The organism is Streptomyces lanatus (assembly GCF_014655715.1).
GTDB classification, from domain to species: domain Bacteria; phylum Actinomycetota; class Actinomycetes; order Streptomycetales; family Streptomycetaceae; genus Streptomyces; species Streptomyces lanatus.
Genome location: NZ_BNBM01000009.1, coordinates 310,660 through 336,760 on the forward strand (window position 1 = coordinate 310,660; position 26,101 = coordinate 336,760).

Consider the following 26,101-nt stretch of genomic DNA (forward strand, 5'->3'; position numbering starts at 1 on the left):
ACGCGTTGCGGTACCCACCGCCGCGCGGGAGTCTCGAAGCATCAGCCCGCTTCCAGGAGGTCGGTCATGCCCATCGCGACGGTCAACCCGGCGAACGGCGAGACGCTCAAGACGTACGAGGCCATGGGCGAGGAGGAGATCGAGCGCAGGCTCCAGCTCGCCGAGGCCACGTTCCGCACGTACCGCACGACGAGCTTCGCCGACCGCGCACGCCTCCTGATCCGGGCCGCGGACCTCCTGGACGCCGACGCCGAGGACGTCGCCCGGGTGATGACCACCGAGATGGGCAAGCCCATCAAGCAGGCCCGCGCGGAGGCCGCCAAGTGCGCGAAGGCGATGCGCTGGTACGCCGAACGGGCCGAGGGACTGCTCGCCGACGAGGAGCCGGCCGACTCCGACGTGAAGGACTCGGGCGCCTCGCGCGTCCGGGTGCGCTATCGCCCGCTCGGCCCGGTCCTCGCCGTCATGCCGTGGAACTTCCCCCTCTGGCAGGTGATCCGCTTCGCCGCCCCGGCTCTGATGGCGGGCAACGTCGGCCTCCTCAAGCACGCCTCGAACGTCCCCCAGACCGCCCTCTATCTGGAGGACCTGTTCCACCGCGCGGGCTACCCCGAGGGCTGCTTCCAGACCCTGCTCATCGGCGCCGGGCAGGTCGACGACATCCTGCGCGACGAGCGCGTCAAGGCGGCCACCCTCACCGGCAGCGAGCCCGCGGGCCGGGCGGTCGCCGCCACCTGCGGAGAAATGATCAAGAAGACGGTGCTGGAGCTGGGCGGCAGCGATCCCTACGTCGTCATGCCGTCCGCCGATCTCGACCGCGCCGCCCAGATCGCCGTGACCGCACGCGTCCAGAACAACGGGCAGTCCTGCATCGCCGCCAAGCGGTTCATCGTGCACACGGACGTCTACGACGCCTTCGCCCAGCGCTTCGTCGACCGTATGAAGGCCCTGGTGGTCGGCGACCCGATGCGGGACGAGACGGAGGTCGGCCCGCTCTCCAGCGAACAGGGCCGCACGGACCTCGAAGAACTCGTCGACGACGCCAAACGCAGCGGGGCGACGGTGCTGTGCGGCGGCCACGAGCTCCGCCGCCCCGAACTGCCCGGCTGGTACTACCCGCCCACGGTGCTCGCCGACATCACCCGCGAGATGCGCATCCACCGCGAGGAGGCGTTCGGGCCGGTCGCCACGCTGTACCGGGCGGCAGATCTGGACGAGGCGGTACTGATCGCCAACGACTCCCCCTTCGGACTGAGTTCGAACGTGTGGACGCGCGACGAGGCCGAGGTGGACCGGTTCGTACGGGACCTGGAGGCCGGGAGTGTGTACGTCAACGGGATGACGGCTTCGCATCCGGCGTTCCCGTTCGGCGGAGTGAAGCGGTCCGGATACGGCCGTGAGCTGTCGGGGCACGGAATCCGCGAGTTCTGCAACATCACTACGGTTTGGCAGGGTGCGTGAGCGCCGCGCGGTTACGATCCCGAGTGTGAACCGCGAAGTTACTCTGCCGCTGATCGTCGATGACCGCGGGACCTTGCAGGTGGCTGCCGCCGATGTGAGCAAGCTGCTGCGTACCGTGGGTGGTCGGTGGCTGCACCTTGTCGAGGCCGGGGAGGACGGGCTCGATGAGGACACGGTGGCCGCGTTGACCATCGAGCTGGCGAAGCTCGCGGATCGTATCGATGTGGCGTGTATCGCGCACAGCAGTGGAACTGCGCCGTAAAGGTCCTAGGGGGTCCGTTCGGCCAGCGTTGCCCAGAACTGGTCCTCGTAGGCCTGGAGCATGCGGCCGTACCCATGTGCTCGGGACCGGTCCGGTTCGCTCTCGTCCAGGGCCGCCTGCGCCCGCCGGTCCAGCTCCGGGGACGGTTCCGCGAAGAAGTCGAAGAACGCGCAGGCCTCGTCCGTGAAGCCGTAGTGACGGCGCAGGGCCTCGGCGATCGTCGCGCAATAGCCGCCCCAGGTGGAGAAGTTGGCCGTGAGGGCGAGTACCGCTTCGGCGGGTGACGCGTTCAGCGCCAGCCAGGCCACGTAGGCGGGGTAGGCCTGACAGCCCGGCAGAGGTTCGTATGCGGCCGCCTGCACACGCGTCACTCCGCACGCGTCCGCGAACGCGCCCAGCCGCTCCGCCGCCAGTACCTCTCCCTCGGCCAACAGGGTGAAGAAGGCGGCGGACGCGGGGGCCGCGGACGTGGCCCGTTGGGCCAGATTGAGGAAGGACCGACGGTCGGCCGGAATCACCCGGCTCTGTTCGAGCGCGAGCGCGGCAAGCGTGTCGAGACCGGCCTCTCCGGCAGCGATCAACGGCACGAGCGGGTTGTCCGTCATCGGCATCCTCCATCGACCGCCATGGCGCTACCGGATCGACATACCCGACAACGTACGGGCAATCACCAGCCGCTGGATCTCGCTCGTCCCCTCGAAGATCGTGTAGATCGCGCTGTCCCGGTGCATCCGCTCCACCGGGTACTCCCGCGTGTAGCCGTTCCCGCCCAGGATCTGTATGGCCTGGGCGGTGACCTTCTTGGCGGTCTCGCTCGCGAACAGCTTCGACATCGAGCCCTCGGCCGCGATGAACGGCTTGCCGTTCACCGCCATCCACGACGCCCGCCACACCAGCAGCCGCGCCGCGTCGATCTGGGTCCGCATCTCGGCCAGCTGGAAGGCCACGCCCTGGTTGTCGATGATCGGCCGCCCGAACTGCTCACGCGTCATCGCGTAGTCGAGGGCGACCTCGTACGCGGCACGGGCGGTGCCGACGGCCATCGCGCCGACGGCCGGACGCGAAGCCTCGAACGTCGCCATCGCCGCGTTCTTCACCCGCTCGCCGCCGCCGGCCTTGGCCCGCTCGCGGGCCCGCGCCAGCCGCTCGTCCAGCTTCTCCTCGCCGCCCAGCAGACAGGAGCCCGGCACACGCACGTTGTCCAGGATGACCTCGGCGGTGTGCGAGGCGCGGATGCCGTGCTTCTTGAACTTCTGGCCCTGGGACAGACCCGGTGTGTTCGGCGGGACGATGAAGGACGCGTGGCCCTTGGAGCCGAGCTCGGCGTCGACGACCGCGACGACCACGTGGACGTTGGCGATACCGCCGTTGGTCGCCCAGGTCTTCGTGCCGTTGAGCACCCACTCGTCCTTGGCCTCGTCGTAGACGGCACGCGTGCGCATGGAGGCCACGTCGGAGCCGGCGTCGGGCTCGGAGGAGCAGAACGCGGCGAGCTTGACGTCATTGGCGTCGCCGTACATCTGGGGCACCCAGGTGCCGATCTGCTCCTCGGTGCCGTTGGCGAGGACGCCCACGGCGGCGAGACCGGTGCCGACGATCGACAGGGCGATGCCCGCGTCGCCCCAGAACAGCTCCTCCATGGCCATCGGGATGCCGAGGCCGGTCTGGTCGAAGTACTGCTGGGCGTAGAAGTCGAGTGAGTAGATGCCGACCTTCGCGGCCTCCTGGATGACCGGCCAGGGAGTCTCCTCACGCTCGTCCCATTCGGCGGCCGCGGGGCGGATCACATCGGCGGCGAAGCCGTGCAGCCAGTCCCGGACCTCCTTCTGTTCGTCGTTGAGCTCCATGGTGAACTCGGCCATGTCCCCTCCAGCGGCGGTACGTGCGTGTTACTAGCGGTAACCCTAGTTTGTTACCGGCCGGTAGGTAAAGTCAACTCCCGATGCCCCATCGACAGCCCATTCGATGGATGGAGCATGTTGAGTGTTAGTTTGCGCAGGCGTCATCGATTGAGCACGGGTGGGGAGAACGAATGGACACCACGCAGCGGACCGATCAGCAACGATCCGCCGACCGCCGTCGGCGTGAGCTGCTGGAGGCCGCCGACCGGGTGGTGCTGCGCGACGGCCCACAGGCCTCGATGAACGCCATCGCCGCGGAGGCGGGTATCACGAAGCCGATTCTGTACCGGCACTTCGGCGACAAGAGCGGACTCTACGCGGCGTTGGCCAAGCGGCACACGGATGCGCTGCTGGCCTCGCTGCGGGCCGCGCTGGACGCTCCCGCGGACCGGCGTGAGCGGGTCGAGTCCACGTTGGACACCTACCTCGCGGCGATCGAGGCCCGGCCCCAGGTGTACCGGTTCCTGATGCATCCGACCGAGGGCAGTCAGTCGGCAGACCAGGGATTCGACGTCGGCAAGCACTCGATGCCGTTGCTCCGCACGATGGGCGAGGAACTGGCCACGGTGATCGAGGAGCGGCTGGATCTCGGGCCGGGGAGTCAGCAGCTGGCCCGGGTGTGGGGGCACGGGATCGTCGGGATGATGCATGCGGCGGGTGACTGGTGGCTGGGGGAACGGCCGTGTTCGCGGGCCGAGTTGGTGCGTAGCCTGGCCGACCTGTTGTGGGGTCGGCTTGCTGCGGCGGGGGACAAGATGGGCGGTCCGGGGTTCTGACGCGCCCCTGAAGACATCACCGGTGCCAGGAGGCTCGGGCCGCTTGGCGCATCAGGCGTCTGTGGCGCCAGCCCGTTACGCGGTCGGCGTACACCTTTCCCTCCAAGTGGTCACACTCGTGCTGGAGACAGCGTGCGAAGAACCCCGTGCCATGAACCCTCACCGGCTCCCCCGTCACCGTGAACCCCTCGACCACCGCATGGTCGTACCGCTCCGTCCCCGCCTCCAGACCCGGCAGCGACAGACAACCCTCCGGGCCCCGCATCACCAACCCATCCGCCTCCACCAGCCGTGGGTTCACCACATGCCCGAGGTGTCGTACGTCCTCGTCATCCGGACAGTCGTATACGAAGACCCGCAGCGACTCCCCCACCTGGTTCGCGGCGAGGCCCACGCCCTGCGCGGCGTACATCGTCGCGAACAAGTCGTCCACCAGCGTCGACAGTTGCGGGCCGAAGTCGGTGACCTCCTCGCAGGGGGTGTGCAGGACGGGGCTTCCGAGCAGGGTCAAGGGCCGAACACGTCCACGAGTGCCCGGAATGGAGCCGTTGCGCATGGCCGCAAGGGTACGGCGATTCGGGAGTGCGAATGGATCTCGATAGGCTGACCACCACCACGTTGCCGTAGGGCTTCAGGCGCGGCGCGTACGCAAGGAGGATCGAGAACTGATGGCAGGCAACTCGGACCCGCTGACGCCGCGGGCCAAGATCGCCGTGACCGCGGGCAAGGCGGTCGCGGCGGCATCGCGCGCCGCGGGGCGCGGCAGCGGTTCGGTGATCGGTGGCCGGGTGGCGCTCAAACTCGACCCCGACCTCCTCGCCCGGCTCGCCCAGAACCTGGACGTGGTCCTGGTCTCGGCGACCAACGGCAAGACCACGACGACCCGGCTCATCGCGGAGGCGCTGCGGGCCGCCGGGCCCGTCGTGTCCAACGCGCTCGGCGCCAACATGCCCGCGGGCATCACCTCGGCGCTGGCGGGCAGCTCGGAGGCGCGCTACGGCGTCATCGAGGTCGATGAGAAGTACCTCGCGGGCGTCGCCCGGGACACCGACCCGAAGTGCATCGCGCTGCTCAACCTCTCCCGCGACCAGCTGGACCGCGCCGCCGAGACCCGGATGCTCGCCGAGAACTGGCGCGAGGGGCTCGCGGGTTCGAAGGCGGTGATCGTCGCCAACGCCGACGACCCGCTGGTCGTATGGGCGGCCTCCTCGTCCCCGAATGTGATCTGGGTCGCCGCCGGGCAGATGTGGAAGGACGACGCCTGGTCCTGCCCGTCGTGCGGTGGCGTGATGCAGCGACCGGGCGATGACTGGTTCTGTGGGGAGTGCGGGTTCCGGCGGCCCACGCCGAGCTGGGCGCTGTCCGGTGATCATGTGCTCGACCCGCACGGGTCCGCCTGGCCGATTCATCTGCAGCTGCCCGGGCGTGCCAACAAGGCCAACGCCGCGTCGTCGGCCGCCGTGGCCGCCGTGTTCGGGGTGCCGCCGCAGGTCGCCCTTGAGCGGATGTACCAGGTGCAGGCCGTCGCCGGTCGCTATGACGTCGTGCAGTTCCAGGAGCGGGATCTGCGGCTGCTGCTCGCCAAGAACCCGGCCGGCTGGCTGGAGACGTTCTCGCTCATCGACCCGCCGCCGACCCCGGTGATCCTGTCGGTGAACGCGCGTGGCGCCGACGGCACCGACACCTCCTGGCTGTGGGACGTCGACTACACCCGACTGTCCGGCCACCCGATCTGTGTGATCGGCGACCGCAAGCTCGACCTCGCGGTGCGGCTGGAGGTCGCGAACCAGCAGTTCCAGGTGTGCGACAACCTCGACCAGGCGGTGCAGATGAGTCCGCACGGCCGGATCGAGGTCATCGCCAACTACACCGCGTTCCAGGACCTGCGCCGCCGCGTCGGCAACTGAGCTCGAGACTTCAGGGGACTTAAGTGAGCGACAACCAACTGCGGGTCGTCTGGGTCTACCCGGACCTGCTCAGCACCTACGGCGACCAGGGCAACGTCCTCGTCGTGGAGCGCCGGGCCCGGCAGCGCGGGCTCGACGTGGCCCGGCTCGACGTGCGCAGCGACCAGCCGATCCCGACGTCCGGCGACATCTATCTGATCGGCGGGGGCGAGGACCGCCCGCAGCGGCTCGCCGCCGAGCGGTTGCGCCGGGACGGCGGTCTGCAGCGGGCCGTGGAGAACGGCGCGATCGTGTTCTCCGTGTGCGCCGGCTATCAGATCCTCGGGCACGAGTTCATCAACGACCTCGGTCAGCGCGAGCCCGGCCTCGGGCTGATCGACGTCGTGTCCGTGCGCGGCGAGGGCGAGCGGTGCGTCGGTGACGTGCTCGGCGACATCGACCCGCGGCTCGGCCTGCCGCCGCTGACCGGCTTCGAGAACCACCAGGGCGTCACGCACCTCGGCCCGACCGCCCGCCCGCTCGCCCAGGTCCGCATCGGCAACGGCAACGGCACGGGTGACGGCACGGAGGGCGCGTACAACGACACCGTCTTCGGTACGTACATGCACGGCCCGGTGCTGGCGCGGAACCCGCTGATCGCCGACCTGCTGCTGAAGCTGGCGCTCGATGTGAACGCGCTGCCCCCGACCGACGACCGCTGGTACGAGGCGCTGCGCAATGAGCGCATCGCGGCCGCGCAGCAGCCCGCGTGACCTTGGCTCGGCAGCCCGTCTGACGCCCTGTCCGCACAGGTGAGCGGGGTCGTCCAGCAGGCGGACGCACGGTTCGGCCCCGCCCCCTGATGCCGCTAGGGTGGCGGGGATTCGAGCCGGACAGCGTGGTCCGGTCCCGGCCCACGTGAAGAAGGTTTTTCGGGCTATGCGCATTGGTGTCCTCACGTCCGGCGGCGACTGCCCCGGCCTGAACGCCGTCATCCGGTCCGTCGTGCACCGCGCCGTCGTCGACCACGGCGACGAGGTCATCGGCTTCCGGGACGGTTGGAAGGGCCTCCTGGAGTGCGACTACCTCAAGCTCGACCTCGACGCGGTGGGTGGCATCCTCGCCCGCGGCGGCACGATCCTCGGCTCCTCCCGGGTCCAGCCCTCCCATCTGCGGGACGGCGTGGAGCGGGCCAAGGGGCATGTCGAGGAGCTCGGCCTCGACGCGATCATCCCCATCGGCGGTGAGGGCACGCTGAAGGCCGCCCGCCTGATGTCGGACAGCGGCCTGCCCGTCGTGGGTGTGCCGAAGACCATCGACAACGACATCGCGGTCACGGATGTCACCTTCGGTTTCGACACCGCCGTGACAGTGGCGACCGAGGCGCTGGACCGGCTCAAGACCACCGCCGAGTCCCATCAGCGGGTGCTCGTCGTCGAGGTCATGGGGCGGCACACCGGCTGGATCGCGCTGCACTCCGGCATGGCGGCCGGCGCGCATGCCGTGGTCGTACCGGAACGGCCCTTCGACATCGAGGAGTTGACCCGGGTCGTCGGGGAGCGGTTCCAGGCGGGCAAGCGGTTCGCGATCGTGGTGGCGGCCGAGGGTGCCAAGCCGAAGGCCGGGACCATGGCGTTCGACGAGGGCGGCAAGGACGTCTACGGCCATGAGCGGTTCGCCGGGATCGCCCGTCAGCTGTCCATCGAGCTGGAGGAGCGGCTCGGCAAGGAGGCGCGGCCGGTGATCCTGGGGCATGTGCAGCGGGGCGGTACGCCCACCGCGTACGACCGGGTGCTGGCGACCCGCTTCGGGTGGCATGCGGTGGAGGCCGTGCACCGGGGTGAGTTCGGGAAGATGACCGCGTTGCGGGGGACCGACATCGTGATGGTGTCGCTCGCCGAGGCCGTGGAGACGCTGAAGACCGTTCCGGACAACCGCTACGAAGAGGCGGAGTGCGTGCTCTGAGTAGCGCGCTCGTGATTTGCCCCCGGTGACCGCGGTCGCCGGGGGCAGTTCTAGTCTGTGGGGGACAGACAGCGCTCAACCCCCATGAATCAGGAGCCGCCGGATGGATCACAGCGGGCACGGCATGATGATGGATCTGCCGCCGTTCACGCTGGGGCGGGGGCTTTCGTGGTCCGCGGACCCGTTCTTCCTCGTCGCCTGTCTGGTGGGGCTCGCGCTTTACGCGTGGGGTGTCGTGCGGCTGCGGCGGCGTGGTGACAAGTGGCCCGTGGGGCGGACCGTCTCCTATGTCCTCGGTGTGCTGTCCGTGATGCTCGTCATGTGCACCGGGCTGAATGACTACGGAATGGTCATGTTCAGCGTGCATATGGTGCAGCACATGGTGATCAGCATGCTGTCGCCGATTCTGCTTCTGCTGGGCGCGCCCGTCACCCTGGCACTGCGCGCGCTGCCGCCCGCCGGGCGAGGACGCAAGGGGCTGCGGGAATTGCTGCTGGCCCTGCTGCACAGCCGGTACATGCGGATCATCACGCATCCCGCGTTCACCATTCCGCTGTTCATCGCCAGCCTTTACGCGCTGTACTTCACTCCGATCTTCGACTTCCTGATGGGCTCCAAGGCGGGGCACATCGGGATGATGGTGCACTTCCTGGCCGTGGGTGTGGTGTTCTTCTGGCCGATCATCGGCGTGGATCCCGGACCGCACCGGCCGGGGTATCTGATGCGGATGCTGGAGCTGTTCGCCGGTATGCCGTTCCACGCGTTCTTCGGGATCGCGTTGATGATGGCGTCGACGCCGATGGTCGAGACGTTCAAGAACCCGCCCGCCTCCCTCGGCATCGACGCGCTCTCCGACCAGAACGCGGCCGGCGGTATCGCCTGGGCGTTCAGTGAGATTCCGTCCGTGCTGGTGCTGATCGCGCTGCTGTTCCAGTGGTACGGCTCCGAGCAGCGGCAGGCCAAGCGCAAGGACCGGGCCGCCGACCGCGACGGCGACAAGGAACTCGAGGCGTACAACGCCTATTTGGCCTCATTGAACGCACGCGGAAACTGAGGAAACCGGAGAAAACCGAAAGGCTTCGCCTTTCAGTAGCATGAAGCGCGTCGGGGGAACCGCCGGGGGGAGCGGTAATGGCGCTTCGCGTTTTCGTACACAGGTCCGGGAAAACGGCGATTCGGAGGATCGCCGTCCTGTTGGTCCTCGTTCTCGCGCTGAGCGGGTGCGACCGGGACGCACCGCTGTTCATGGTGAAGGCGGTCGCCGCAGGAGTTCCTTCGCTCGCGCCCTTCTTCGACGAGAGCCAGGGGCTCGGGCGGGACGATACGCGGGTCAGCGCGGGATCGGCCGCGCGCGGTGGTGGTGGTCTTCAGCAGGGGGACACACCGGGTCTGTACGGCGGTTCGAGGCAGCCGGCGATCTGCGATGTCGTACGGCTGAAGGAGTTCCTCACCGATCCCGCCAATGAACGCAAGGCACAGGCGTGGGCAGCCGCGCTGTCCCTCACCACGGACGGGATTCCGGGTTATCTGGATCGCCTCACACCTGTTCTCCTGCGTCACGACACCCTCGTACGGAATCACGACTACAAGAAGGGGAAGGCCGCCCCTTTCAACGCTCTGCTCCAGTCGGGAATCGCGATTCTCGTGGATGAGCAGGGTCTTCCGGCGGTGAAGTGCTCGTGCGGAAATCCGCTGCGGCCCTTCGAGGGGGACACGACCCGGATAGACGTCGAGTTCGATGACCGCAATGAGGAGTGGAAGGGGTACGAGAAGGCGTCCGTCGTGGCCGTGCGGCCGGCGCCGCGGAAAGTGGAGCGGCTCGCTCTCGTCGACGTGGACGAGCCGGACCGGGGCATCAGCCGTCCTGTCGGGACGACCGGCGAGGACGACACCGCGTTCGACACGCGTGAGCGGCGTGCGGTGCCCGACCTCGCCGGGGCGACGTTCGGGCAGGCGAGCCGGCGGCTGGCCGACGAGGGGCTGGCGGTCGGCTTCGACGGCGGGGGGCTGCCACCGGACGACGCCAGGGTGACGGCATCGGATCCGCCGGCCGGGACCGAGCTGCGGTTCGGGGAGTACGTGACGTTGAGCGTGGCCGGCGGGAGTTCCGGTTCCGGTGGTTCCGGGTCGTCGGACGGGAGTACGTCCACTCCCCCGGGCTCGGGGACACCGGGCTCAGGGACACCGACGAGCCCTTCGCCGTCGACACCGTCGCCATCGGCACCGTCGTCGCCCGGTCCCGGCGCCACGAGCGGACCCCCGTCCCCGAGCACGCCCTCCTCTGCGCCGCCTTCCGCTTCCTCGCCTCCCGCGTCGACCAGGACCCCCACAACCAGCTCACCACCACCCCCGCCACCGCCGTCCCCACCCCCGTCCAGCTCACCCGCGAAGACCACGAGCGCGCCCCCGACCAGCGCCCCGGTCACCAGCAGCGCGCCGCCGCCGGAGAGCAGCGGGCCCGCCACCACCGACCCGGTGAGCGGCACGCCCTCCGCCACGAGCACCACCGCCTAGCAACCGCGCACCCGCAGAACCCGGGAGTCACCGGATGCATTCAGGATCACCGACGTCGGGAGTGGGCCGGGTCATCGCCGGCCGCTATCTGCTGCTGAACCGGCTCGGCAGCGGCGGGATGGGCCATGTCTGGCTCGCCCACGACCAGAGACTCGCCTGCGAGGTCGCGCTCAAGGAGATCGTGTTCCGGGACCCGGCCGAGGCCGACGAGCGCGAGGCCCGAGTGGCCCGCGCCCGCGCGGAGGCACGGCACGCGGCGGGGCTGCGCGGGCATCCGCATGTGGTGACCGTGCACGATGTGCTGGAGCACGAGGGGCTGCCGTGGATCGTCATGGAGTATGTCGAGGGTGCCGTCAACCTGCGTGATCTGATCGACCGGCGCGGCCCGCTGGCGCCCGCCGAATGCGCCCGTATCGGGCTCGCCGTGCTCGACGCGCTGACCGCGGGGCACCGGCGGGGCGTCATGCACCGGGATGTGAAACCGGCGAACATCCTGCTGGCGCCGGACCGCTCCGGGGCGCCGTACGGCCGGGTGCTGCTCACCGACTACGGCATCTCGGTGCAGCCGGACGCCGGTGAGACGCGGTACACGATGGCGTCGGTGCTGGTGGGCACGACGGGCTATCTGGCGCCGGAGCGGGTCACGGGCGGGGCGCCCACGCCGGCCACCGATCTGTTCTCGCTGGGCTGCACCCTGTACTACGGCGTCGAGGGCCGGGGTCCCTTCGACCGGGAGTCGCATCTGGCGGAGCTCACCGCGGTGGTCATGGAGGAGCCCCGGGCGGCCGGGCGGGCCGGGGCGCTGGGGCCCGTGCTGCGGGCGCTGCTGGAGAAGGATCCGGCGCGGCGGTGGCCTGCCGCCGAGGCGGAGGCGGCGCTGTCGCGGCTCGTCGTTCCGGAGGCCGACGCGTATGCGCGCACGCAGACCGATCTCGGTTCGCAGCCGCCCTGGGGTGGTGTGCCGCCTCCGGGGCCGGTGCGGCCGGTGCCTGACGTGGTGGGGTTCGGATCGCCGGCCGGCGGCTGGTCACCCGGACCCCGTCAGCCGGCCGGTACCGGGCGCCGCGTCCAGCACGCCGTCCTCGCCGGTCTGCTCGGGCTGGCGCTCGCGGGGACCGGCGTCTGGTACGCCCTGTCGCAGCAGGCGGACACCGACGGGACGCGGCGGCCGTACGGTGCCGCGGTCGGGCTCGGTGAACCCCTGAAGGGCGGGGACTGTGTGCTCGCCGACTGGCCCGGCACGGCCGCCTTCCAGGGCACGCCCCGGCTGAGTGTGGACCCCAGCTGCGGTGAGAAGGCGCCCGACGGGCAGGTGATGGGGTTCGTCGCCGCCGGGTCCGCCGCCGAGGCGCGGCGGGAGGGGCCTGCGGGGTGCGAGAAGCGGACGGAGGATGTCCGGGAGCGGCTCGCGGACGTCCGTAGCGTCGCCGTGGTGCCGACCGAGGCGGGGTTCGAGGCGGCCGGGCGGCGTACGGCGTGTCTGGTACTGGGCGGGCACGGGCCGGTGTTCGGGCCGCTGGGCGAGCACCGCAGGGCGGGGTCGGCGTTCGCGGACACGGCGACCATGCAGCGCCGGGACTGTCTGGACGTCCGCTCGCGCCGGGACGCCCGGCTGGTGTCCTGTGCGGGCCCGCACGACGAGCAGGTGCTCGGATTCGCCCGGCTCGGCGCCGATGTCACGCTGAGTGAGGCCCGTACGGAATCGGACACGGTGTGTGCCCGCGTGGTGCCGCCGCGTGACTACGGATTCGATCCCTCCGTGTACACGGCCGGGTCCTGGACCAGCGAAGGGTCCTGGAAAACGGGGACTCATTTCGTCGTGTGCACCGTCCGGAGGCAGAACGGGGGCACCATGGAGGGGGACGAACCTTAGGCCTGAGGAGGGTGTTGCGATGCCCGGTTCTACGGACGGCTCTACGAAGGCGATGGGAGTGCTCACCGTCGGCGGACTCGTCGTGGTGACGGCCTACACGGTGGCACTCGGGAGCAATGGCTGGCTGTGGTTCGGGTGGGTGGTGCTCGGCCTGATCACGCTGGGGATGGTTGTCAGCCGCCCCACGTGAGGCTCATTCGCGAGTGAGTCGCCCCGCGGAGTGCACGCCCGGCTGGTACTTCGGCAGCCGGGCGGTCACCTTCATGCCCGCGCCCACGGCCGTCTCGATCACCAGGCCGTAGTCGTCGCCGTAGACCTGCCGCAGCCGGTCGTCGACGTTCGAGAGGCCGATGCCGCCCGACGGGCTGACCTCGCCCGCGAGGATGCGGCGCAGCAGGACGGGGTCCATTCCGGCGCCGTCGTCCTCGATCACGACGAGGGCCTCGGCGCCGGCGTCCTGTGCGGTGATCTGGATGTGGCACTTGTCGGCGGCGCCCTCCAGGCCGTGCTTGACGGCGTTCTCCACGAGGGGCTGGAGACAGAGGAAGGGCAGGGCGACCGGGAGCACCTCCGGGGCGATCTGGAGGGTGACGGAGAGGCGGTCGCCGAAGCGTGCCCGCACGAGCGCCAAGTAGTGGTCGATGGCGTGGAGTTCGTCGGCGAGGGTGGTGAAGTCGCCGTGCTTGCGGAAGGAGTAGCGGGTGAAGTCGGCGAACTCCAGGAGCAGTTCACGGGCGCGCTCGGGGTCGGTGCGGACGAACGAGGCGATCACCGCGAGCGAGTTGAAGATGAAGTGCGGGGAGATCTGGGCGCGCAGTGCCTTGATCTCGGCCTCGATGAGGCGGGTGCGGGACTGGTCGAGGTCGGCCAGTTCCAGCTGCACGGACACCCAGCGGGCCACCTCGCCGGCCGCGCGCACCAGCACCGCCGACTCGCGGGGCGCGCAGGCGACGAGGGCGCCGTGGACCCGGTCGTCGACGGTGAGCGGGGCGACGACCGCCCAGCGCACCGGGCAGTCGGGGGCGTCGCAGGTCAGCGGGAAGGCCTCGCCGCGGCCCGACTCCAGGGGTCCCGCGAGGAGTTCCATGATCTCCGTACGGTGATGGTCGCCCACGCCGTCCCAGACCAGGACGTCCTTGCGGTCCGTGAGGCACAGCGCGTCGGTGCCGAGCAGTGAGCGGAGTCTGCGGGCCGACTTGCGGGCGGTCTCCTCGGTGAGGCCGGACCGGAGCGGGGGTGCGGCGAGGGACGCGGTGTGCAGGGTCTCGAAGGTGGCGTGCTCGACGGGGGTGCCGAGGTCGCCGAGGTTCTGCGGGCGGGCGGTGCGGCGGCCGAGCCAGAAGCCGGCGGCGAGCAGCGGGAGGATCGCCACGCACAGGCCCGCGAGGAAGCCGCTCATGCCTTCGCCTCCGCCCTCAGCTCCTCCGGCAGATGGAACCGGGCCAGGATCGCCGCCGTGCCGGGCGGCACCCGGCCCGGGGTCGCCAGGGACACCAGGATCATCGTGAGGAAGCCCAGCGGCACCGACCACAGGGCGGGCCAGGCGAGCAGCGCGTGGGCCGCCCCGGAGCCGGGGTAGCCGGCCATCGTCGCGGCGACGGCGAGCAGCGCGGAGCCGCCGCCGACGAGCATCCCGGCCGCCGCGCCGGGCGGGGTGAGCCGGCGCCACCAGATGCCGAGGACGAGCAGCGGGCAGAACGACGACGCCGACACGGCGAAGGCGAGCCCCACCGCGTCGGCCACCGGGAGCCCGCCGACCAGGACGCTCGCGGCGAGCGGGACGGCCATGGCGATCACCGTGCCGAGCCGGAAGTGCCGTACGCCGCGGGTCGGCAGGACGTCCTGGGTGAGCACGCCTGCGACGGCCATGGTCAGGCCCGATGCCGTGGACAGGAAGGCGGCGAAGGCACCGCCCGCGACCAGTGCGCCGAGCAGGTCGCCGCCGAGGCCGCCGATCATGCGGTCGGGCAGCAGCAGGGCGGCCGCGTCGGCGTCGCCGGTGAGGGTGAGTTCGGGGGCGTAGAGGCGGCCGAGGGCGCCGTAGACCGGGGGCAGCAGGTAGAAGGCGCCGATCAGGCCGAGCACGGCGACGGTGGTGCGGCGGGCGGCGACGCCGTGCGGGCTGGTGTAGAAGCGGACGACGACGTGCGGCAGGCCCATGGTGCCGAGGAAGGTGGCGAGGATCAGTCCGTACGTGGCGTACAGCGGGCGTTCGCCGCGGCTCTCGGCCTGCGACGGGGACAGGCCGCCGCCGGAGCTGCGGTCGCGTTCGGGGACCTGGGCGCCCTTGGCGAAGGTCAGGCTGGTGCCGGCCTCGATCCGGTGGGTGCCGGCGGGCAGTTCGAGCTTGTCCTCCTCGTGGTCGCGGCCGTCGATCGTGCCGCTGACGGTGACAGGCAGCGGCCGGTCGAGCTTCAGCTTCAGGGTGTCGTCGACGCGGACGACGCTCTGCTCGCGGAAGGTCGCCGGTTCGTCGAAGGCCCGGCGGGGGGCGCCGTCGCTCTGCCAGGCGAGGATCAGGAAGAGGGCGGGCACGAGCAGGGCGGTGAGCTTGAGCCAGTACTGGAAGGCCTGCACGAAGGTGATGCTGCGCATACCGCCCGCGGCGACGATGGCGACCACGACGACGGCGACGATCAGTCCGCCGAGGGAGTCGGGGGCACCCGTCAGCACGGTCAGGGTCAGTCCGGCGCCCTGGAGCTGGGGCAGCAGATACAGCCAGCCGGTGCCGACGACGAAGGCGCCCGCGAGCCGGCGTACGGCCTGGGAGGAGAGACGGGCCTCGGCGAAGTCGGGGAGGGTGTAGGCGCCGGAGCGGCGCAGCGGGGCCGCGACGAAGAGGAGCAGGACCAGGTATCCGGCGGTGTAGCCGACCGGGTACCAGAGCATGTCGGGGCCCTGGACGAGGAGGAGGCCCGCGATGCCGAGGAAGGAGGCGGCGGAGAGGTACTCGCCGCTGATCGCGGCGGCGTTGAGGCGGGGGCCGACGGTGCGGGAGGCGACGTAGAAGTCGGAGGTGGTGCGGGATATGCGCAGCCCGAAGGCGCCGACGAGGATGGTCGCGAGGACGACCAGGGCGACGGCGGGGACGGCGTAGCTGGAGTTCACGGCCGGGTCCGTTCCTCGGGCTCAGCGGTCTTCGACAAGGCGCACGAAGTCCCGCTCGTTGCGTTCGGCGCGCCGCACATACCAGCGAGCGAGGAGGACGAGGGGGGCGTAGAGGCAGAAGCCGAGGACCAGCCATTCCAGGCCGCGGGCGTCCGGCATGGCGGCGAACAGCAGCGGCAGGGGGCCGATGAGGAGGCCGAGGACCGCGAACACGGTGAGGCCGGCGCGCAGTTGGGAGCGCATCAGGGAGCGGACGTAGGTGTGGCCGAGGGTGGTCTGCTCGTCGATCTCGGTGCGTGGGCGGTAGTAGCCGGAGACGGGGCGGGTGCGCCGGGGCGGACCGGTGACGACGACGCGGCGTTCGGCGGGGCTCTGGGGCATCGTCATGACCTCCTCATCAGCAGGTCCCGCAGCTCACGCGCGTGCCGGCGGCTGACCTGGAGTTCCTCGGGGCCGACCATGACGCTGACGGTGCCGGCGTCCAGGCGGAGTTCGCCGATGTGGCGCAGGGCGACCAGATGGCGGCGGTGGATGCGGACGAAGCCGCGGGAGCGCCAGCGCTCCTCAAGGGTCGACAGGGGGATGCGGACGAGGTGGCTGCCCTTGACGGTGTGCAGCCGGGCGTAGTCGCCCTGGGCCTCGACGTGGGTGATCTCCTCGACGGCGACGAAGCGGGTCACCCCGCCCAGCTCGACGGGGATGTGGTCGGGGTCGGGCTCGCTCACGGGTATTCGGGGAGCGGCGTCCCTGAGCTCGGCGGCCCGCCGTACCGCCTCCGCCAGGCGCTCCTTGCGCACCGGCTTGAGGACGTAGTCGACGGCCTTGAGGTCGAAGGCCTGTACGGCGAAGTCCTCGTGGGCGGTGACGAACACGACGAGCGGCGGCTTCGCCAGGCCGGTGAGCAGCCGGGCCAGGTCCAGGCCGTCGAGTCCGGGCATGTTGATGTCGAGGAAGACGACGTCGATGGACTCGGGGCCGTCCGGTCCGGACTCCAGGGCGCGGTTGATCCGGCGCAGCGCCTCGGTGGCATCGCCGGCGCCGTCCGCGCTGCCGATGCGCGGGTCCGCGTTCAGGAGGTACAGCAGTTCCTCCAGCGAGGGGCGTTCGTCGTCGACAGCCAGGGCGCGCAGCATGAACGGGAGTGTAAGAGCAATGGGCGCGCCTGGACATGTGGCCGCGTGGACGCTCGCGCTCGGTGTCGTGCCGCTTACAGTGCCCTCATGAACAGCGGCGAGACCTCCTTCGACGAACTCGACCGGAAGATCATCACCGCCCTGATGGCGAACGCCCGGACGAGTTTCGCAGAGATCGGCATGAGCGTCGGGCTGTCGGCGACGGCGGTCAAGCGGCGCGTGGACCGGCTGCGGGACACCGGTGTGATCACCGGGTTCACGGCCACGGTCCAGCCGTCGGCGCTGGGCTGGCGCACGGAGGCGTACGTCGAGGTGTACTGCGAGGGCGCGGCGCCGCCGCGGCGGCTGGCGGAGGTGGTCCGCAACCATCCGGAGATCACCGCGGCGATGACGGTGACCGGGGGCGCGGACGCGTTGCTGCATGTGCGGGCGCGGGACGTGGAGCACTTCGAGGAGGTGCTGGAGCGCATCCGTGTGGAGCCGTTCATCCGCAAGACGATCAGCGTGATGGTGCTGTCCCATCTGCTCCCGGAGAGTCCGGAGGCGGGGGCCACCCAGCCCGCTCCGACGGTCGACGCAGCGAACGTGCGCTGAGCCGCTCGAAGACGCAGCATTCCTGCGTGGACACGCAATTGTTATTTCTTGTCGCTCGTCGGGGTCACTTCCTACCTTTGAGTCAATCCTCATAGACACCGTAGGAAGCGGAGGAACCCCTCTGTGCCCGAAACCCGTGTGCCGCGCCGGCGGCGCTTCCTCGTCTGCGAGCCCAGACACTTCGCCGTGCAGTACGCGATCAACCCCTGGATGCAACCCGACATCCGGGTCGACGTCGATCTGGCCCAGGAGCAGTGGCAGGCGCTGATCCGCGCCTACCGTTCCCACGGCCACGCGGTCGACACTCTGGAGCCGGTCGCCGGTCTGCCCGACATGGTGTTCGCCGCGAACTCCGCGGTCGTCGTCGGCGGCCGTGTCTTCGGCTCCCTCTTCCACGCGCCCGAGCGCCGTCCGGAGTCCACGCACTACGACACATGGTTCAAGACGGCGGGCTTCGACGTGTACCGGCCCGAGTCGGTGTGCGAGGGCGAGGGCGACCTGGTGTGGACCGGCCGGTACGTCCTCGCCGGCACCGGATTCCGCACCACCCGCGAGGCGCATCGCGAGGTGCAGGAGTTCTTCGGCCACCCCGTGGTCAGCCTGACCCTGGTGGATCCGTACTTCTACCACCTGGACACGGCGCTGTTCGTGCTCGACGACGACAACATCGCCTACTACCCGGAGGCGTTCTCGCCGGGCAGCCGTGAGGTGCTCTCCCGGCTGTACCCGGACGCGGTGCTCGCCACCCGCGACGACGCGGCGGCCTTCGGCCTGAACTCCGTGTCCGACGGCCGCCATGTCTTCATCGCGCCCCAGGCCGAGGCGCTCGCCGCCGGGCTGGACGCACGCGGCTATGTCCCCGTCCCCGTCGACCTGTCGGAGTTCCGCAAGGCCGGCGGTGGCATCAAGTGCTGCACCCAGGAGATCCGCTCATGACCGCGCCCGCGCAGACCCGTTCGTCCGCCGATCTGATCCGCGCCGAGGAACCGGTCCTGGCGCACAACTACCACCCGCTGCCCGTGGTCGTCTCCCGTGCCGAGGGCACCTGGGTGGAGGACGTGGAGGGCCGCCGCTACCTGGACATGCTGGCGGGCTACTCGGCGCTCAACTTCGGCCACCGCCACCCGGCGCTGATCGAGGCGGCACACGCCCAGCTGGACCGCCTGACCCTCACCTCCCGGGCCTTCCACAACGACAAGCTCGCGGAATTCGCCGAACGGCTGTCGGCGCTGACCGGCCTCGACATGGTGCTGCCGATGAACACGGGCGCCGAGGCCGTGGAGAGCGGCATCAAGGTGGCCCGCAAGTGGGCGTACGACGTGAAGGGCGTCCCGGCCGATCAGGCGACGATCGTGGTCGCGGCGGACAACTTCCACGGCCGTACGACGACGATCGTGTCGTTCTCCACGGACGAGACGGCGCGGCAGGGCTTCGGCCCCTTCACGCCGGGCTTCCGGGTCGTGCCGTACAACGACCTGCCGGCGCTGGAGGCGGCGATCGACGACACGACGGCGGCGGTGCTTCTTGAACCCATCCAGGGCGAGGCGGGCGTCCTGATCCCCGACCAGGGCTATCTGGCCGGTGTGCGCGAGCTGACCAGCCGCAAGGGCTGCCTCTTCATCGCGGACGAGATCCAGTCGGGCCTCGGGCGTACGGGCCGTACGCTCGCCGTCGAGCACGAGTCGGTCGTGCCGGACGTACTGCTGCTGGGCAAGGCGCTGGGCGGCGGCATCGTGCCGGTGTCGGCGGTGGTGGCCCGCCGGGACGTGCTCGGCGTCCTGCGGCCGGGCGAGCACGGCTCGACGTTCGGCGGCAACCCGCTGGCCGCGGCGGTCGGCACCGCGGTGATCGAGCTGCTGGAGACGGGCGAGTTCCAGCGCCGGGCCGCCGAACTGGGCATGGTCCTGCGGGGCGGCCTGTCGGCGCTGCTCGGCAAGGGCGTCGTCGGCTTCCGGGCGCGCGGCCTGTGGGCGGGCGTCGACATCGACCCGGCGTTCGGCACGGGCCGCGAGATCAGCGCCCGCCTGATGCGCGAGGGCGTCCTGGTCAAGGACACCCACGGCTCCACGATCCGCCTCGCTCCCCCGTTGACGATCACGGCGGAGGAGCTGACGGGGGCGCTGGGAGCGCTGGAGAGGGTACTGACGTAGGCGGAGTGGTTCGGTGGCCCGGTTGCCCTTGGGTGGGTGCCGGGCCACCGGTGTCTCGCCCTCTCCCGGCCCTCGCGAAGAGGCGGTGGTGAGAGGAAGGGTGAAGATGGGGACAAGAGGTGGTAGACCGCTCACAGCGACAGAGAGGTCGGCCGTGGGCATACACGAGGAGCAGGGCGTTGCCCGGCAGTGGTTCGACGTGGCGGACGCCGCGGCTCTGCTGCTCGACGCGCGGGGCCGGGTGACGGGGTGGACCAGGGACGCCGAGCGGCTGCTGGAGTACCCGGCCGCGGACGTGGTCGGCGCGGAGGCCCGGGTACTGCTGGCGGCCGAGGACGCGCTGCGGGTGCCCGACCTGGGGCGGCGGTGCCGCAGGGACGGCGGCTGGATGGGCCTGCTGACCGCGCTGCGCAGGGGCGGGGAGCCGGTGAAGCTGATGGTGCGGGTCACCTCGGCCGAGGAGCCGCCGGGGCCGTCGCGCTGGCTGGTGCTGCTGTCGGAGATGGCCGACGCCCCGGGGTGGGCCATGAGCCGGCCCGTGCTGGAGCAGATGGTCGCGGGGTCCCCCGTGGGGATCGCGATCGTGGACGCCGATCTGCGCTATGTGTGGTCGAACTCGGCGCTGGAGCAGTTCGGCGGCGGTCCGGCGAGGACCCGGCTGGGGCGGCGGCTCGCCGACATCCAGCCCGGCCTGGACGCCCGGTCGATCGAGGCGCAGATGCGGCGCGTGCTGGAGACCGGTGAGCCGGTGGTCGGGTACGAGCACGTCGGCCTCGTGCGGTCCGCGCCGCACCGGGAGACGGCGCACATGATGTCGTTCACCCGCCTGGAGGACGAGCACGGCCATCCGATGGGCGTCTACTACACCGTCGTCGATGTCAGCGCCCGGCACCGGGCCCGGCAGCGGCTCGCCCTGCTCGACCGGGCCGGCGAGCACATCGGCCGCAGCCTGGACATCATGCAGACCGCGCAGGAGCTGTCCGACGTGGCGGTTCCGACGTTCGCCGACTTCGTCGCCGTGGACCTGCTGGACTCGGTGCTCGCGGGGGCCGAGCTCGCCCCCGGTCCGCCGCGTGACACGGCCGTCGTGCCGCTGCGCCGCGCCGGGCACCAGTCGGTGAACGAGAACGTGCCGGAGGCGGTCGTCGCGATCGGCGAGGTGGCCACCTATCTCGCCGGGTCTCCGCCGATCCGCGTGCTGACGACGGGCATGCCCTGGCGCCAGAAACGCCTCGACCCGCTGGCCAAGGAGTGGGCCACCGACATCCCGGGCGGCCGGGAGACGACGTTCCTGGAGCTGGGTCTGCACAGCGTGATGATCGTGCCGATCCGGGCCCGGGGCGTGACCCTGGGGGTGACGACCTTCTTCCGGCGCCGCCGCCAGGATCCCTTCGACGAGGACGACCTGACCCTCGCCGAGGACCTCGTCTCCCGCGCGGCGGTCTGCGTCGACAACGCCCGCCGCTACACCCGCGAGCGCGACGCCGCCCTGGTCCTCCAGCGCAGCCTGCTCCCGCACCGGCTGCCCGAGCAGGACGCGGTGGAGGTCGCCGCCTGCTACCGCCCGGCGGACGAGCTGACCGGCCTCGGCGGTGACTGGTACGACCTGATCACGCTGTCCGGCGGCCGGGTCGCGCTGGTGGTGGGCGAGGTTCCCGGGCACGGGATCGACGCGGCGGCGGCGATGGGCCGGCTGCGTACCGCCGTACGGACCCTCGCCGCGCTGGACCTGCCGCCCGAGGAGGTGCTCGCGCACCTGGACGACCTGGTGGCGCGGTCGGCCCGGGAGGAGGGCGTCGAGCCGGGTGCGGAGGAGGCCGCGATCGCCCAGTCCGTGGGGTCGGGATGCCTGTACGTGGTCTACGACCCGGTGGACGGACAGTGCACCATGGCCGCCGCCGGCCATCCGGCGCCCGCTGTCGTGCTGCCCGACGGCGATGTCACCTTCGTCGACCTTCCGCAGGGAGCGCCGCTCGGGGTCGGGGGCCCGCCGTTCGAGGCGGTCGAGCTGGCGCTGGCCGCGGGCAGCACGCTCGCCCTGCACACCGACGGGCTGCTGGCCCGCGAGGACGACGGCGACTGGGTCGTGGACACCGACCGGGACCGGTTGCGGCAGGCCCTGGAGCGGCGCTCGGACACGCTCGATCTGCGCTGCCGGATGGTGGTCGACGCCCTGGTCCCGGCCCGCCCGCATGACGACGTGGCCCTGCTGATGGCCCGCACCCGGCTGCTGGGCGCCGAGCAGGTCGCCGACTGGGATCTGCCCGCCGACCCGGCCGCGGTCGCCGATGCCCGCAAGACGGCCGCGCGGCTGCTGGCCGAGTGGGGCCTGGAGGACCTGGCGTTCACCACGGAACTGGTGGTCAGCGAGCTGGTCACCAACGCCATCCGGTATGCCGCAGGCCCCATCCGGCTGCGTCTGATCAAGGAGCGCGCGCTGGTCTGCGAGGTCTTCGACGGCGGTGCCACCGCCCCGCATCTGCGGCATCCGCGCACCACGGACGAGGGTGGCCGCGGGCTGCTGCTGGTGTCCCAGTTCACCCAGCGGTGGGGCACCCGGTTCGTCCCCGAGGGGAAGATCATCTGGGCCGAGCAGCCCCTGACGGACGTACCGGATTAGCGGTATCGGATCGGCATATACATCACAAGGCGTGGGAAAATGGTCCGGACCCGGTGGTGAGGCGGCGGCCATGGAAGAGAAGGCGATCGACTACGAGGCGGTCTTCCAGGGCCTGCCCGGGATGGTGGCGCTGCTGACCCCGGAGCTGGTCTACGTCGATGCCAACGAGGACTTCCAGCGCCTGTCCGGACGCACCCGTGAGCAACTGATCGGCCGCTATCTCTTCGACGTCTTCCCCGACAACCCCAACGACTCCGGCGCCTCCGGCATGCGCCACCTCCAGTCGTCCTTGATGCGCGTGGCCGACACCGGCGAGCGCGACGCGATGGCCTTGCAGCGCTACGACGTCGAGGACCCCCTGCGCCCGGGCGAATGGGAGGAGCGCTACTGGAGCCCGGTCAACGCGCCCGTCTTCGGCCCCGAAGGGCAGGTCGCGCTGATCGTGCACCGGGTGGAGGAGGTCACCGAACTCATCCGGCTGCGCGGCGGCACGGGCGGCAACGGCCGGGCACGGGTGCTGGAGGCCGAGCTGTACACGCGGGCACGGGAGCTGCAGCAGGTCAACGAACGGCTGCGGCATGCCCATGCCCGGGAGCGCGAGGTGGCCCTGGCCCTCCAGGAGGCGATGCTGCCCGCCCGCCGGCAGGTGCGCACCCGCAGGGCCGCCGTGCGCTACCGGCCCGCGGTCGGCGCGCTGAACGTGTGCGGCGACTGGTACGACCTCGTCGACCTGGTCGGCGGCAACCGCATCGGCGTCGCCGTGGGCGATGTGGTCGGGCACGGCCTGGAGGCGGCCGGTGTGATGGGCCAGCTGCGCAGCGCGCTGAGCGCGACCTCCCGGGTGGCCGACGGCCCGGCCCAGGCGCTGGACGTCCTGGGCCGGTACGCCCATGTCGTCGACGGCGCCGAATCGGCCACCGCGGTCACGACGTTCATCGATTTCGACGCCCGCACCATCACCTACAGCAGCGCCGGTCATCCGCCGCCCGCCCTGGTCCACCCCGACGGCCGAGTGGAGTTCCTGGACCGGGCCACCGACCCGCCGCTGGACGCCCGCCCCGACCCGATACCCAGACCCCAGGCCACCACCACCTACACCAGCGGCGCCACGCTCGCGCTGTACACGGACGGCCTGGTGGAGCGCCGTCACGAGGACATCGACACCGGGCTGGCCCGTCTCGCGGACTCCCTCGTCCGCCACCGCACGGCCGACCCCGAGACCCTGGCCGACGCAGTGCTGCTGGAGCTGCTGCCGCCGGGCGGTGCCACGGACGACACCGCGCTGATCATCGTGCGGCTGTGATGGACGAGCAGACACCCGGCCTCCCCGCAAGGACGAACCACCTGCCACCCGGCGAACGTGATCACGCCAAACCACGCCATCGGGTTGCCGCGTGCGATCCCCGCGGACCAGGCTGGTCCAGCGGTCCTCCCCACCCGCGAAACGACGCGGCCACCACCTTCCTGACACCCGGTCAGGAAAATCGGCATGGTTCGGTATCCGTCCGATCCGGCCCGGTTCCGGCCGCGCACCCCTGCGCCTACACTGGCACCCCCACGGCACGCTGGTTGACCTGCCAGAACGCGGCGGCCCGAGCTGATCCCCCCGAGTGAGGAGCGCCCCTTTGTTCTACTACGTACTCAAATACGTGTTGTTGGGACCGCTGCTGAGACTGGTCTTCCGCCCTCGAATAGAGGGCCTTGAGCACGTACCGGCCGAGGGCGCGGCCATCGTCGCCGGCAACCACCTCTCCTTCTCCGACCACTTCCTGATGCCCGCGATCCTCAAGCGCCGCATCACCTTCCTCGCGAAGAAGGAGTACTTCACCGGCCCCGGCATCAAGGGCCGCCTCACCGCGGCCTTCTTCCGCAGCGCCGGCCAGATCCCGGTCGACCGCACCGGCAAGGAGGCGGGCCAGGCCGCGATCCGCGAGGGCCTCGGCGTCCTCAGCAAGGACGAACTGCTCGGCATCTACCCGGAGGGCACCCGCTCGCACGACGGCCGCCTCTACAAGGGCAAGGTCGGCGTCGCCGTGATGGCCCTCAAGGCCGGGGTCCCCGTCATCCCCTGCGCGATGATCGGCACCTTCGAGGCACAGCCGCCCGGCAAGGTCATCCCCAACATCCACCCGGTGAAGATCCGCTTCGGCAAGCCCCTCGACTTCTCCCGCTACGAGGGCATGGAGAACGAGAAGGCCATCCTGCGCGCGATCACCGACGAGATCATGTACGCCATCCTGTCCCTCTCCGAGCAGGAGTACGTCGACCAGTACGCGGCCGTCGTCAAGGCCGAACAGGAGGCCGCGGCCAAGGCGGCCAAGGCGGAGAAGGAGCGCAAGTTCCCGAGGTTGCCGATCAGTTGACGCCGAGGGCGTCCTGCGCCTCGTCGAGCAACCGACGCAGCCGCAGCGCGTCCACGGCCACAGCGGTCACCAGTACGGCGGGCCCGGCGAGGGGCATGACGGCGGCACCCTCCCCCAGCACCCGGCCCGCCACCGGCTCCTCGGCGAACTCGGGCCGTACGACGACGAGCTGACCGACGGCGCGCATCCCACCGAGCCCCGCGGGCCCGTCCCAGCCGCCCGGCGCCCCGGGCCCGCAGCAGAGCTCCTGGTCGAGGACGACCCGCCCGGCGACGCTCACCCGGATCCGGCTACCGAGCCGCCCGGGCTCCTCCCCCACCCGCCCGAGCACCTGCTCCTCGCGCAGCAGGAGCCGCCCTGTCGCGGCGACGTCGACGTGGGTCGTGACGGACAGATCACTGCCGTGGGCGGAGATCAACTGCTCGGGCAGCCAGGCGAGTTCGCCTCCTTCGGAGACGTCGAGCCGTACGTCGTAGTGCGCCTCGCCCTTGCTCTGCCCGGGCAGCGCGATGGTGGCGGCGGCCGACCCGACCCTCAGCCGCGCCCCTTCCTCCACCCTCGCCTCCACCGCGAAGCGGTCCCCGCCGAGCGGCCCGCTCATCGCCCCGACCAGCATGACCCGCGCCTCGGCACCGCTCCCCCGCGTCCGCCGCAGCGCGAGCGGCCCCTCACCCTCAAGGACGGGCAGCGAAGTGCCACCCCTCCCGTCTGCCCGGGCGACGATCCGAGCGCTGGCGCGCACCCCGCTCACGGTCACGCCGTCCAGGCGGCGAACTGGGCCCGCACCCACGCGGCGACGTCCTCGACGCCGGTCCCGCTCCGCAACGACTGGAACACGACCGGCAGTTCGGCGCGCTGTGCCTTGGCGTCGGCCGCCATCCGCGCCAGGTCTGAGCCGACGTACGGTGCGAGGTCGGTCTTGTTGACGACGAGCAGATCGGCGGTGGTGACCCCGGGCCCGCCCTTCCTCGGGATGTCGTCCCCTCCGGCCACGTCGATCACAAAGATCTGTACGTCCACGAGCCCCTTGGAGAAGGTGGCGGTGAGATTGTCCCCACCGGACTCGACCAGGATGAGATCCAGCGGCCCGACCTCGTCCTCCAGATCCTCGACGGCTTCGAGGTTCGCGGAGATGTCGTCCCGGATGGCCGTGTGCGGACAGGCCCCCGTCTCCACGGCGCTGATCCGCTCGGGCGGCAACACGGCCTCCCGCAACAGGAATTCGGCGTCCTCTCGCGTGTAGATGTCATTGGTGACGACGGCCAAGGACAGCTCGTCACGCAGGGCGCGGCAGAGCGCGGCGACGGTGGCGGTCTTGCCGGATCCGACGGGGCCGCCGAGTCCGATGCGGAACGCTCTGCGGGATCCATCGGGGCGGTGCGCGTCGGCGCTGACGGCAGAAGGACCGTCGTGGGAGTGGTCGAGATGCATCGGGAGGCTCCTTCTCTGTGTGTGGTCTGTGGAACGGCTCTTCCTCGCCCCCGCCGCCCCTACC

General features: G+C 71.0%; 25 protein-coding genes. 16 read left to right on the forward strand and 9 right to left on the reverse strand.

Annotated elements, in window-relative coordinates; translation table 11 throughout:
* The first annotated feature begins 66 nt into the window (after positions 1-66).
* Complete coding sequence (locus IE325_RS24785; protein ID WP_190072229.1) at positions 67-1,461, forward strand: NADP-dependent succinic semialdehyde dehydrogenase; 1,395 nt, start codon at positions 67-69, stop codon at positions 1,459-1,461.
* 25 nt (positions 1,462-1,486) lie between these two features.
* Positions 1,487-1,723 carry a DUF6213 family protein gene (locus IE325_RS24790; protein WP_126389501.1) on the forward strand — a complete coding sequence of 79 codons (237 nt, stop codon included), beginning with the start codon at positions 1,487-1,489 and terminating at the stop codon, positions 1,721-1,723.
* A gap of 5 nt (positions 1,724-1,728) precedes the next feature.
* Here IE325_RS24790 and IE325_RS24795 read toward each other — a convergent pair whose 3' ends face one another.
* Together IE325_RS24795 and IE325_RS24800 are read right to left on the reverse strand one after the other, a co-directional pair.
* Positions 1,729-2,328 carry a thiaminase II/PqqC family protein gene (locus tag IE325_RS24795; RefSeq protein ID WP_190072230.1) on the reverse strand — a complete coding sequence of 200 codons (600 nt, stop codon included), beginning with the start codon at positions 2,326-2,328 and terminating at the stop codon, positions 1,729-1,731.
* Positions 2,329-2,355: 27 nt separating this feature from the next.
* Complete coding sequence (locus IE325_RS24800; protein WP_190072231.1) at positions 2,356-3,585, reverse strand: acyl-CoA dehydrogenase family protein; 1,230 nt, start codon at positions 3,583-3,585, stop codon at positions 2,356-2,358.
* Positions 3,586-3,755: 170 nt separating this feature from the next.
* Between IE325_RS24800 and IE325_RS24805 the strand changes: the two genes are divergently transcribed.
* Positions 3,756-4,400: a TetR/AcrR family transcriptional regulator gene (locus IE325_RS24805; protein ID WP_190072232.1), complete on the forward strand. Its 645-nt coding sequence runs from the start codon at positions 3,756-3,758 to the stop codon at positions 4,398-4,400.
* A gap of 16 nt (positions 4,401-4,416) precedes the next feature.
* Here the strand turns inward: IE325_RS24805 and def are convergent, their stop codons facing one another.
* Positions 4,417-4,956 carry a peptide deformylase gene (gene def, locus IE325_RS24810; RefSeq protein ID WP_190072233.1) on the reverse strand — a complete coding sequence of 180 codons (540 nt, stop codon included), beginning with the start codon at positions 4,954-4,956 and terminating at the stop codon, positions 4,417-4,419.
* A 112-nt stretch (positions 4,957-5,068) separates the two neighbouring features.
* On the opposite strand from def, the gene IE325_RS24815 reads away from it, so the two are divergent.
* The 7 genes from IE325_RS24815 to IE325_RS24845 all read left to right on the forward strand — a co-directional run bounded on the left by IE325_RS24815 (position 5,069) and on the right by IE325_RS24845 (position 12,828).
* Positions 5,069-6,307: a MurT ligase domain-containing protein gene (locus tag IE325_RS24815; protein WP_190072234.1), complete on the forward strand. Its 1,239-nt coding sequence runs from the start codon at positions 5,069-5,071 to the stop codon at positions 6,305-6,307.
* Between the two features lie 23 nt (positions 6,308-6,330).
* Entirely contained in the window at positions 6,331-7,059 is a 729-nt protein-coding gene (locus IE325_RS24820; protein ID WP_190072235.1) for a type 1 glutamine amidotransferase, read from the forward strand.
* A gap of 166 nt (positions 7,060-7,225) precedes the next feature.
* A complete protein-coding gene (locus tag IE325_RS24825) occupies positions 7,226-8,251 on the forward strand; it encodes a 6-phosphofructokinase (RefSeq protein ID WP_190072236.1) in 1,026 nt (341 codons plus the stop codon).
* A 103-nt stretch (positions 8,252-8,354) separates the two neighbouring features.
* A complete protein-coding gene (locus IE325_RS24830) occupies positions 8,355-9,305 on the forward strand; it encodes a cytochrome c oxidase assembly protein (RefSeq protein WP_190072237.1) in 951 nt (316 codons plus the stop codon).
* A 77-nt stretch (positions 9,306-9,382) separates the two neighbouring features.
* The gene (locus IE325_RS24835) at positions 9,383-10,765 is read left to right on the forward strand and encodes a PASTA domain-containing protein (protein ID WP_190072238.1); all 1,383 of its coding nucleotides are present in this window, start codon (positions 9,383-9,385) and stop codon (positions 10,763-10,765) included.
* Between the two features lie 34 nt (positions 10,766-10,799).
* On the forward strand, positions 10,800-12,638 hold the full coding sequence (locus tag IE325_RS24840; RefSeq protein WP_190072239.1) for a serine/threonine-protein kinase: 1,839 nt from the start codon (positions 10,800-10,802) through the stop codon (positions 12,636-12,638).
* 19 nt (positions 12,639-12,657) lie between these two features.
* Positions 12,658-12,828 (forward strand): hypothetical protein, encoded by a 171-nt coding sequence (locus IE325_RS24845; protein ID WP_190072240.1) that lies wholly within the window; start codon positions 12,658-12,660, stop codon positions 12,826-12,828.
* Positions 12,829-12,831: 3 nt separating this feature from the next.
* On the opposite strand, the gene IE325_RS24850 is transcribed toward IE325_RS24845, so the two are convergent.
* From IE325_RS24850 to IE325_RS24865, 4 genes are read right to left on the reverse strand one after another with little or no spacing between them, the layout of a single operon-like run.
* A complete protein-coding gene (locus IE325_RS24850) occupies positions 12,832-14,037 on the reverse strand; it encodes a sensor histidine kinase (RefSeq protein WP_190072241.1) in 1,206 nt (401 codons plus the stop codon).
* Positions 14,034-15,746, reverse strand: coding sequence for a sodium/solute symporter (locus IE325_RS24855; protein ID WP_190072242.1), 1,713 nt, complete (start codon positions 15,744-15,746; stop codon positions 14,034-14,036). The genes IE325_RS24850 and IE325_RS24855 overlap by 4 nt, the downstream gene beginning before the upstream one ends.
* Positions 15,747-15,767: 21 nt before the next feature.
* On the reverse strand, positions 15,768-16,133 hold the full coding sequence (locus tag IE325_RS24860; RefSeq protein ID WP_373315205.1) for a hypothetical protein: 366 nt from the start codon (positions 16,131-16,133) through the stop codon (positions 15,768-15,770).
* Positions 16,130-16,879 carry a LytR/AlgR family response regulator transcription factor gene (locus tag IE325_RS24865; protein WP_190072243.1) on the reverse strand — a complete coding sequence of 250 codons (750 nt, stop codon included), beginning with the start codon at positions 16,877-16,879 and terminating at the stop codon, positions 16,130-16,132. Before IE325_RS24865 ends, IE325_RS24860 begins: the two co-directional genes overlap by 4 nt.
* A gap of 87 nt (positions 16,880-16,966) precedes the next feature.
* On the opposite strand from IE325_RS24865, the gene IE325_RS24870 reads away from it, so the two are divergent.
* The 6 genes from IE325_RS24870 to IE325_RS24895 all read left to right on the forward strand — a co-directional run bounded on the left by IE325_RS24870 (position 16,967) and on the right by IE325_RS24895 (position 24,606).
* Complete coding sequence (locus tag IE325_RS24870) at positions 16,967-17,473, forward strand: Lrp/AsnC family transcriptional regulator (RefSeq protein WP_190072244.1); 507 nt, start codon at positions 16,967-16,969, stop codon at positions 17,471-17,473.
* A 123-nt stretch (positions 17,474-17,596) separates the two neighbouring features.
* Positions 17,597-18,409 carry a dimethylargininase gene (gene ddaH / locus IE325_RS24875; protein WP_190072245.1) on the forward strand — a complete coding sequence of 271 codons (813 nt, stop codon included), beginning with the start codon at positions 17,597-17,599 and terminating at the stop codon, positions 18,407-18,409.
* Positions 18,406-19,623: an ornithine--oxo-acid transaminase gene (gene rocD, locus IE325_RS24880; RefSeq protein ID WP_190072246.1), complete on the forward strand. Its 1,218-nt coding sequence runs from the start codon at positions 18,406-18,408 to the stop codon at positions 19,621-19,623. Before ddaH ends, rocD begins: the two co-directional genes overlap by 4 nt.
* A gap of 154 nt (positions 19,624-19,777) precedes the next feature.
* Positions 19,778-22,243 carry a SpoIIE family protein phosphatase gene (locus IE325_RS24885; RefSeq protein WP_190072247.1) on the forward strand — a complete coding sequence of 822 codons (2,466 nt, stop codon included), beginning with the start codon at positions 19,778-19,780 and terminating at the stop codon, positions 22,241-22,243.
* Between the two features lie 70 nt (positions 22,244-22,313).
* Positions 22,314-23,546 (forward strand): PP2C family protein-serine/threonine phosphatase, encoded by a 1,233-nt coding sequence (locus tag IE325_RS24890; RefSeq protein ID WP_190072248.1) that lies wholly within the window; start codon positions 22,314-22,316, stop codon positions 23,544-23,546.
* Between the two features lie 322 nt (positions 23,547-23,868).
* Positions 23,869-24,606, forward strand: a complete 738-nt coding sequence (locus IE325_RS24895) for a lysophospholipid acyltransferase family protein (protein ID WP_190072249.1) — start codon at positions 23,869-23,871, stop codon at positions 24,604-24,606.
* Here IE325_RS24895 and IE325_RS24900 read toward each other — a convergent pair.
* Positions 24,599-25,372: an urease accessory protein UreD gene (locus tag IE325_RS24900; protein ID WP_190072337.1), complete on the reverse strand. Its 774-nt coding sequence runs from the start codon at positions 25,370-25,372 to the stop codon at positions 24,599-24,601. The genes IE325_RS24895 and IE325_RS24900 overlap by 8 nt on opposite strands.
* A complete protein-coding gene (gene ureG, locus IE325_RS24905) occupies positions 25,360-26,037 on the reverse strand; it encodes an urease accessory protein UreG (protein ID WP_190072250.1) in 678 nt (225 codons plus the stop codon). Before ureG ends, IE325_RS24900 begins: the two co-directional genes overlap by 13 nt.
* Positions 26,038-26,101 lie beyond the last annotated feature (64 nt).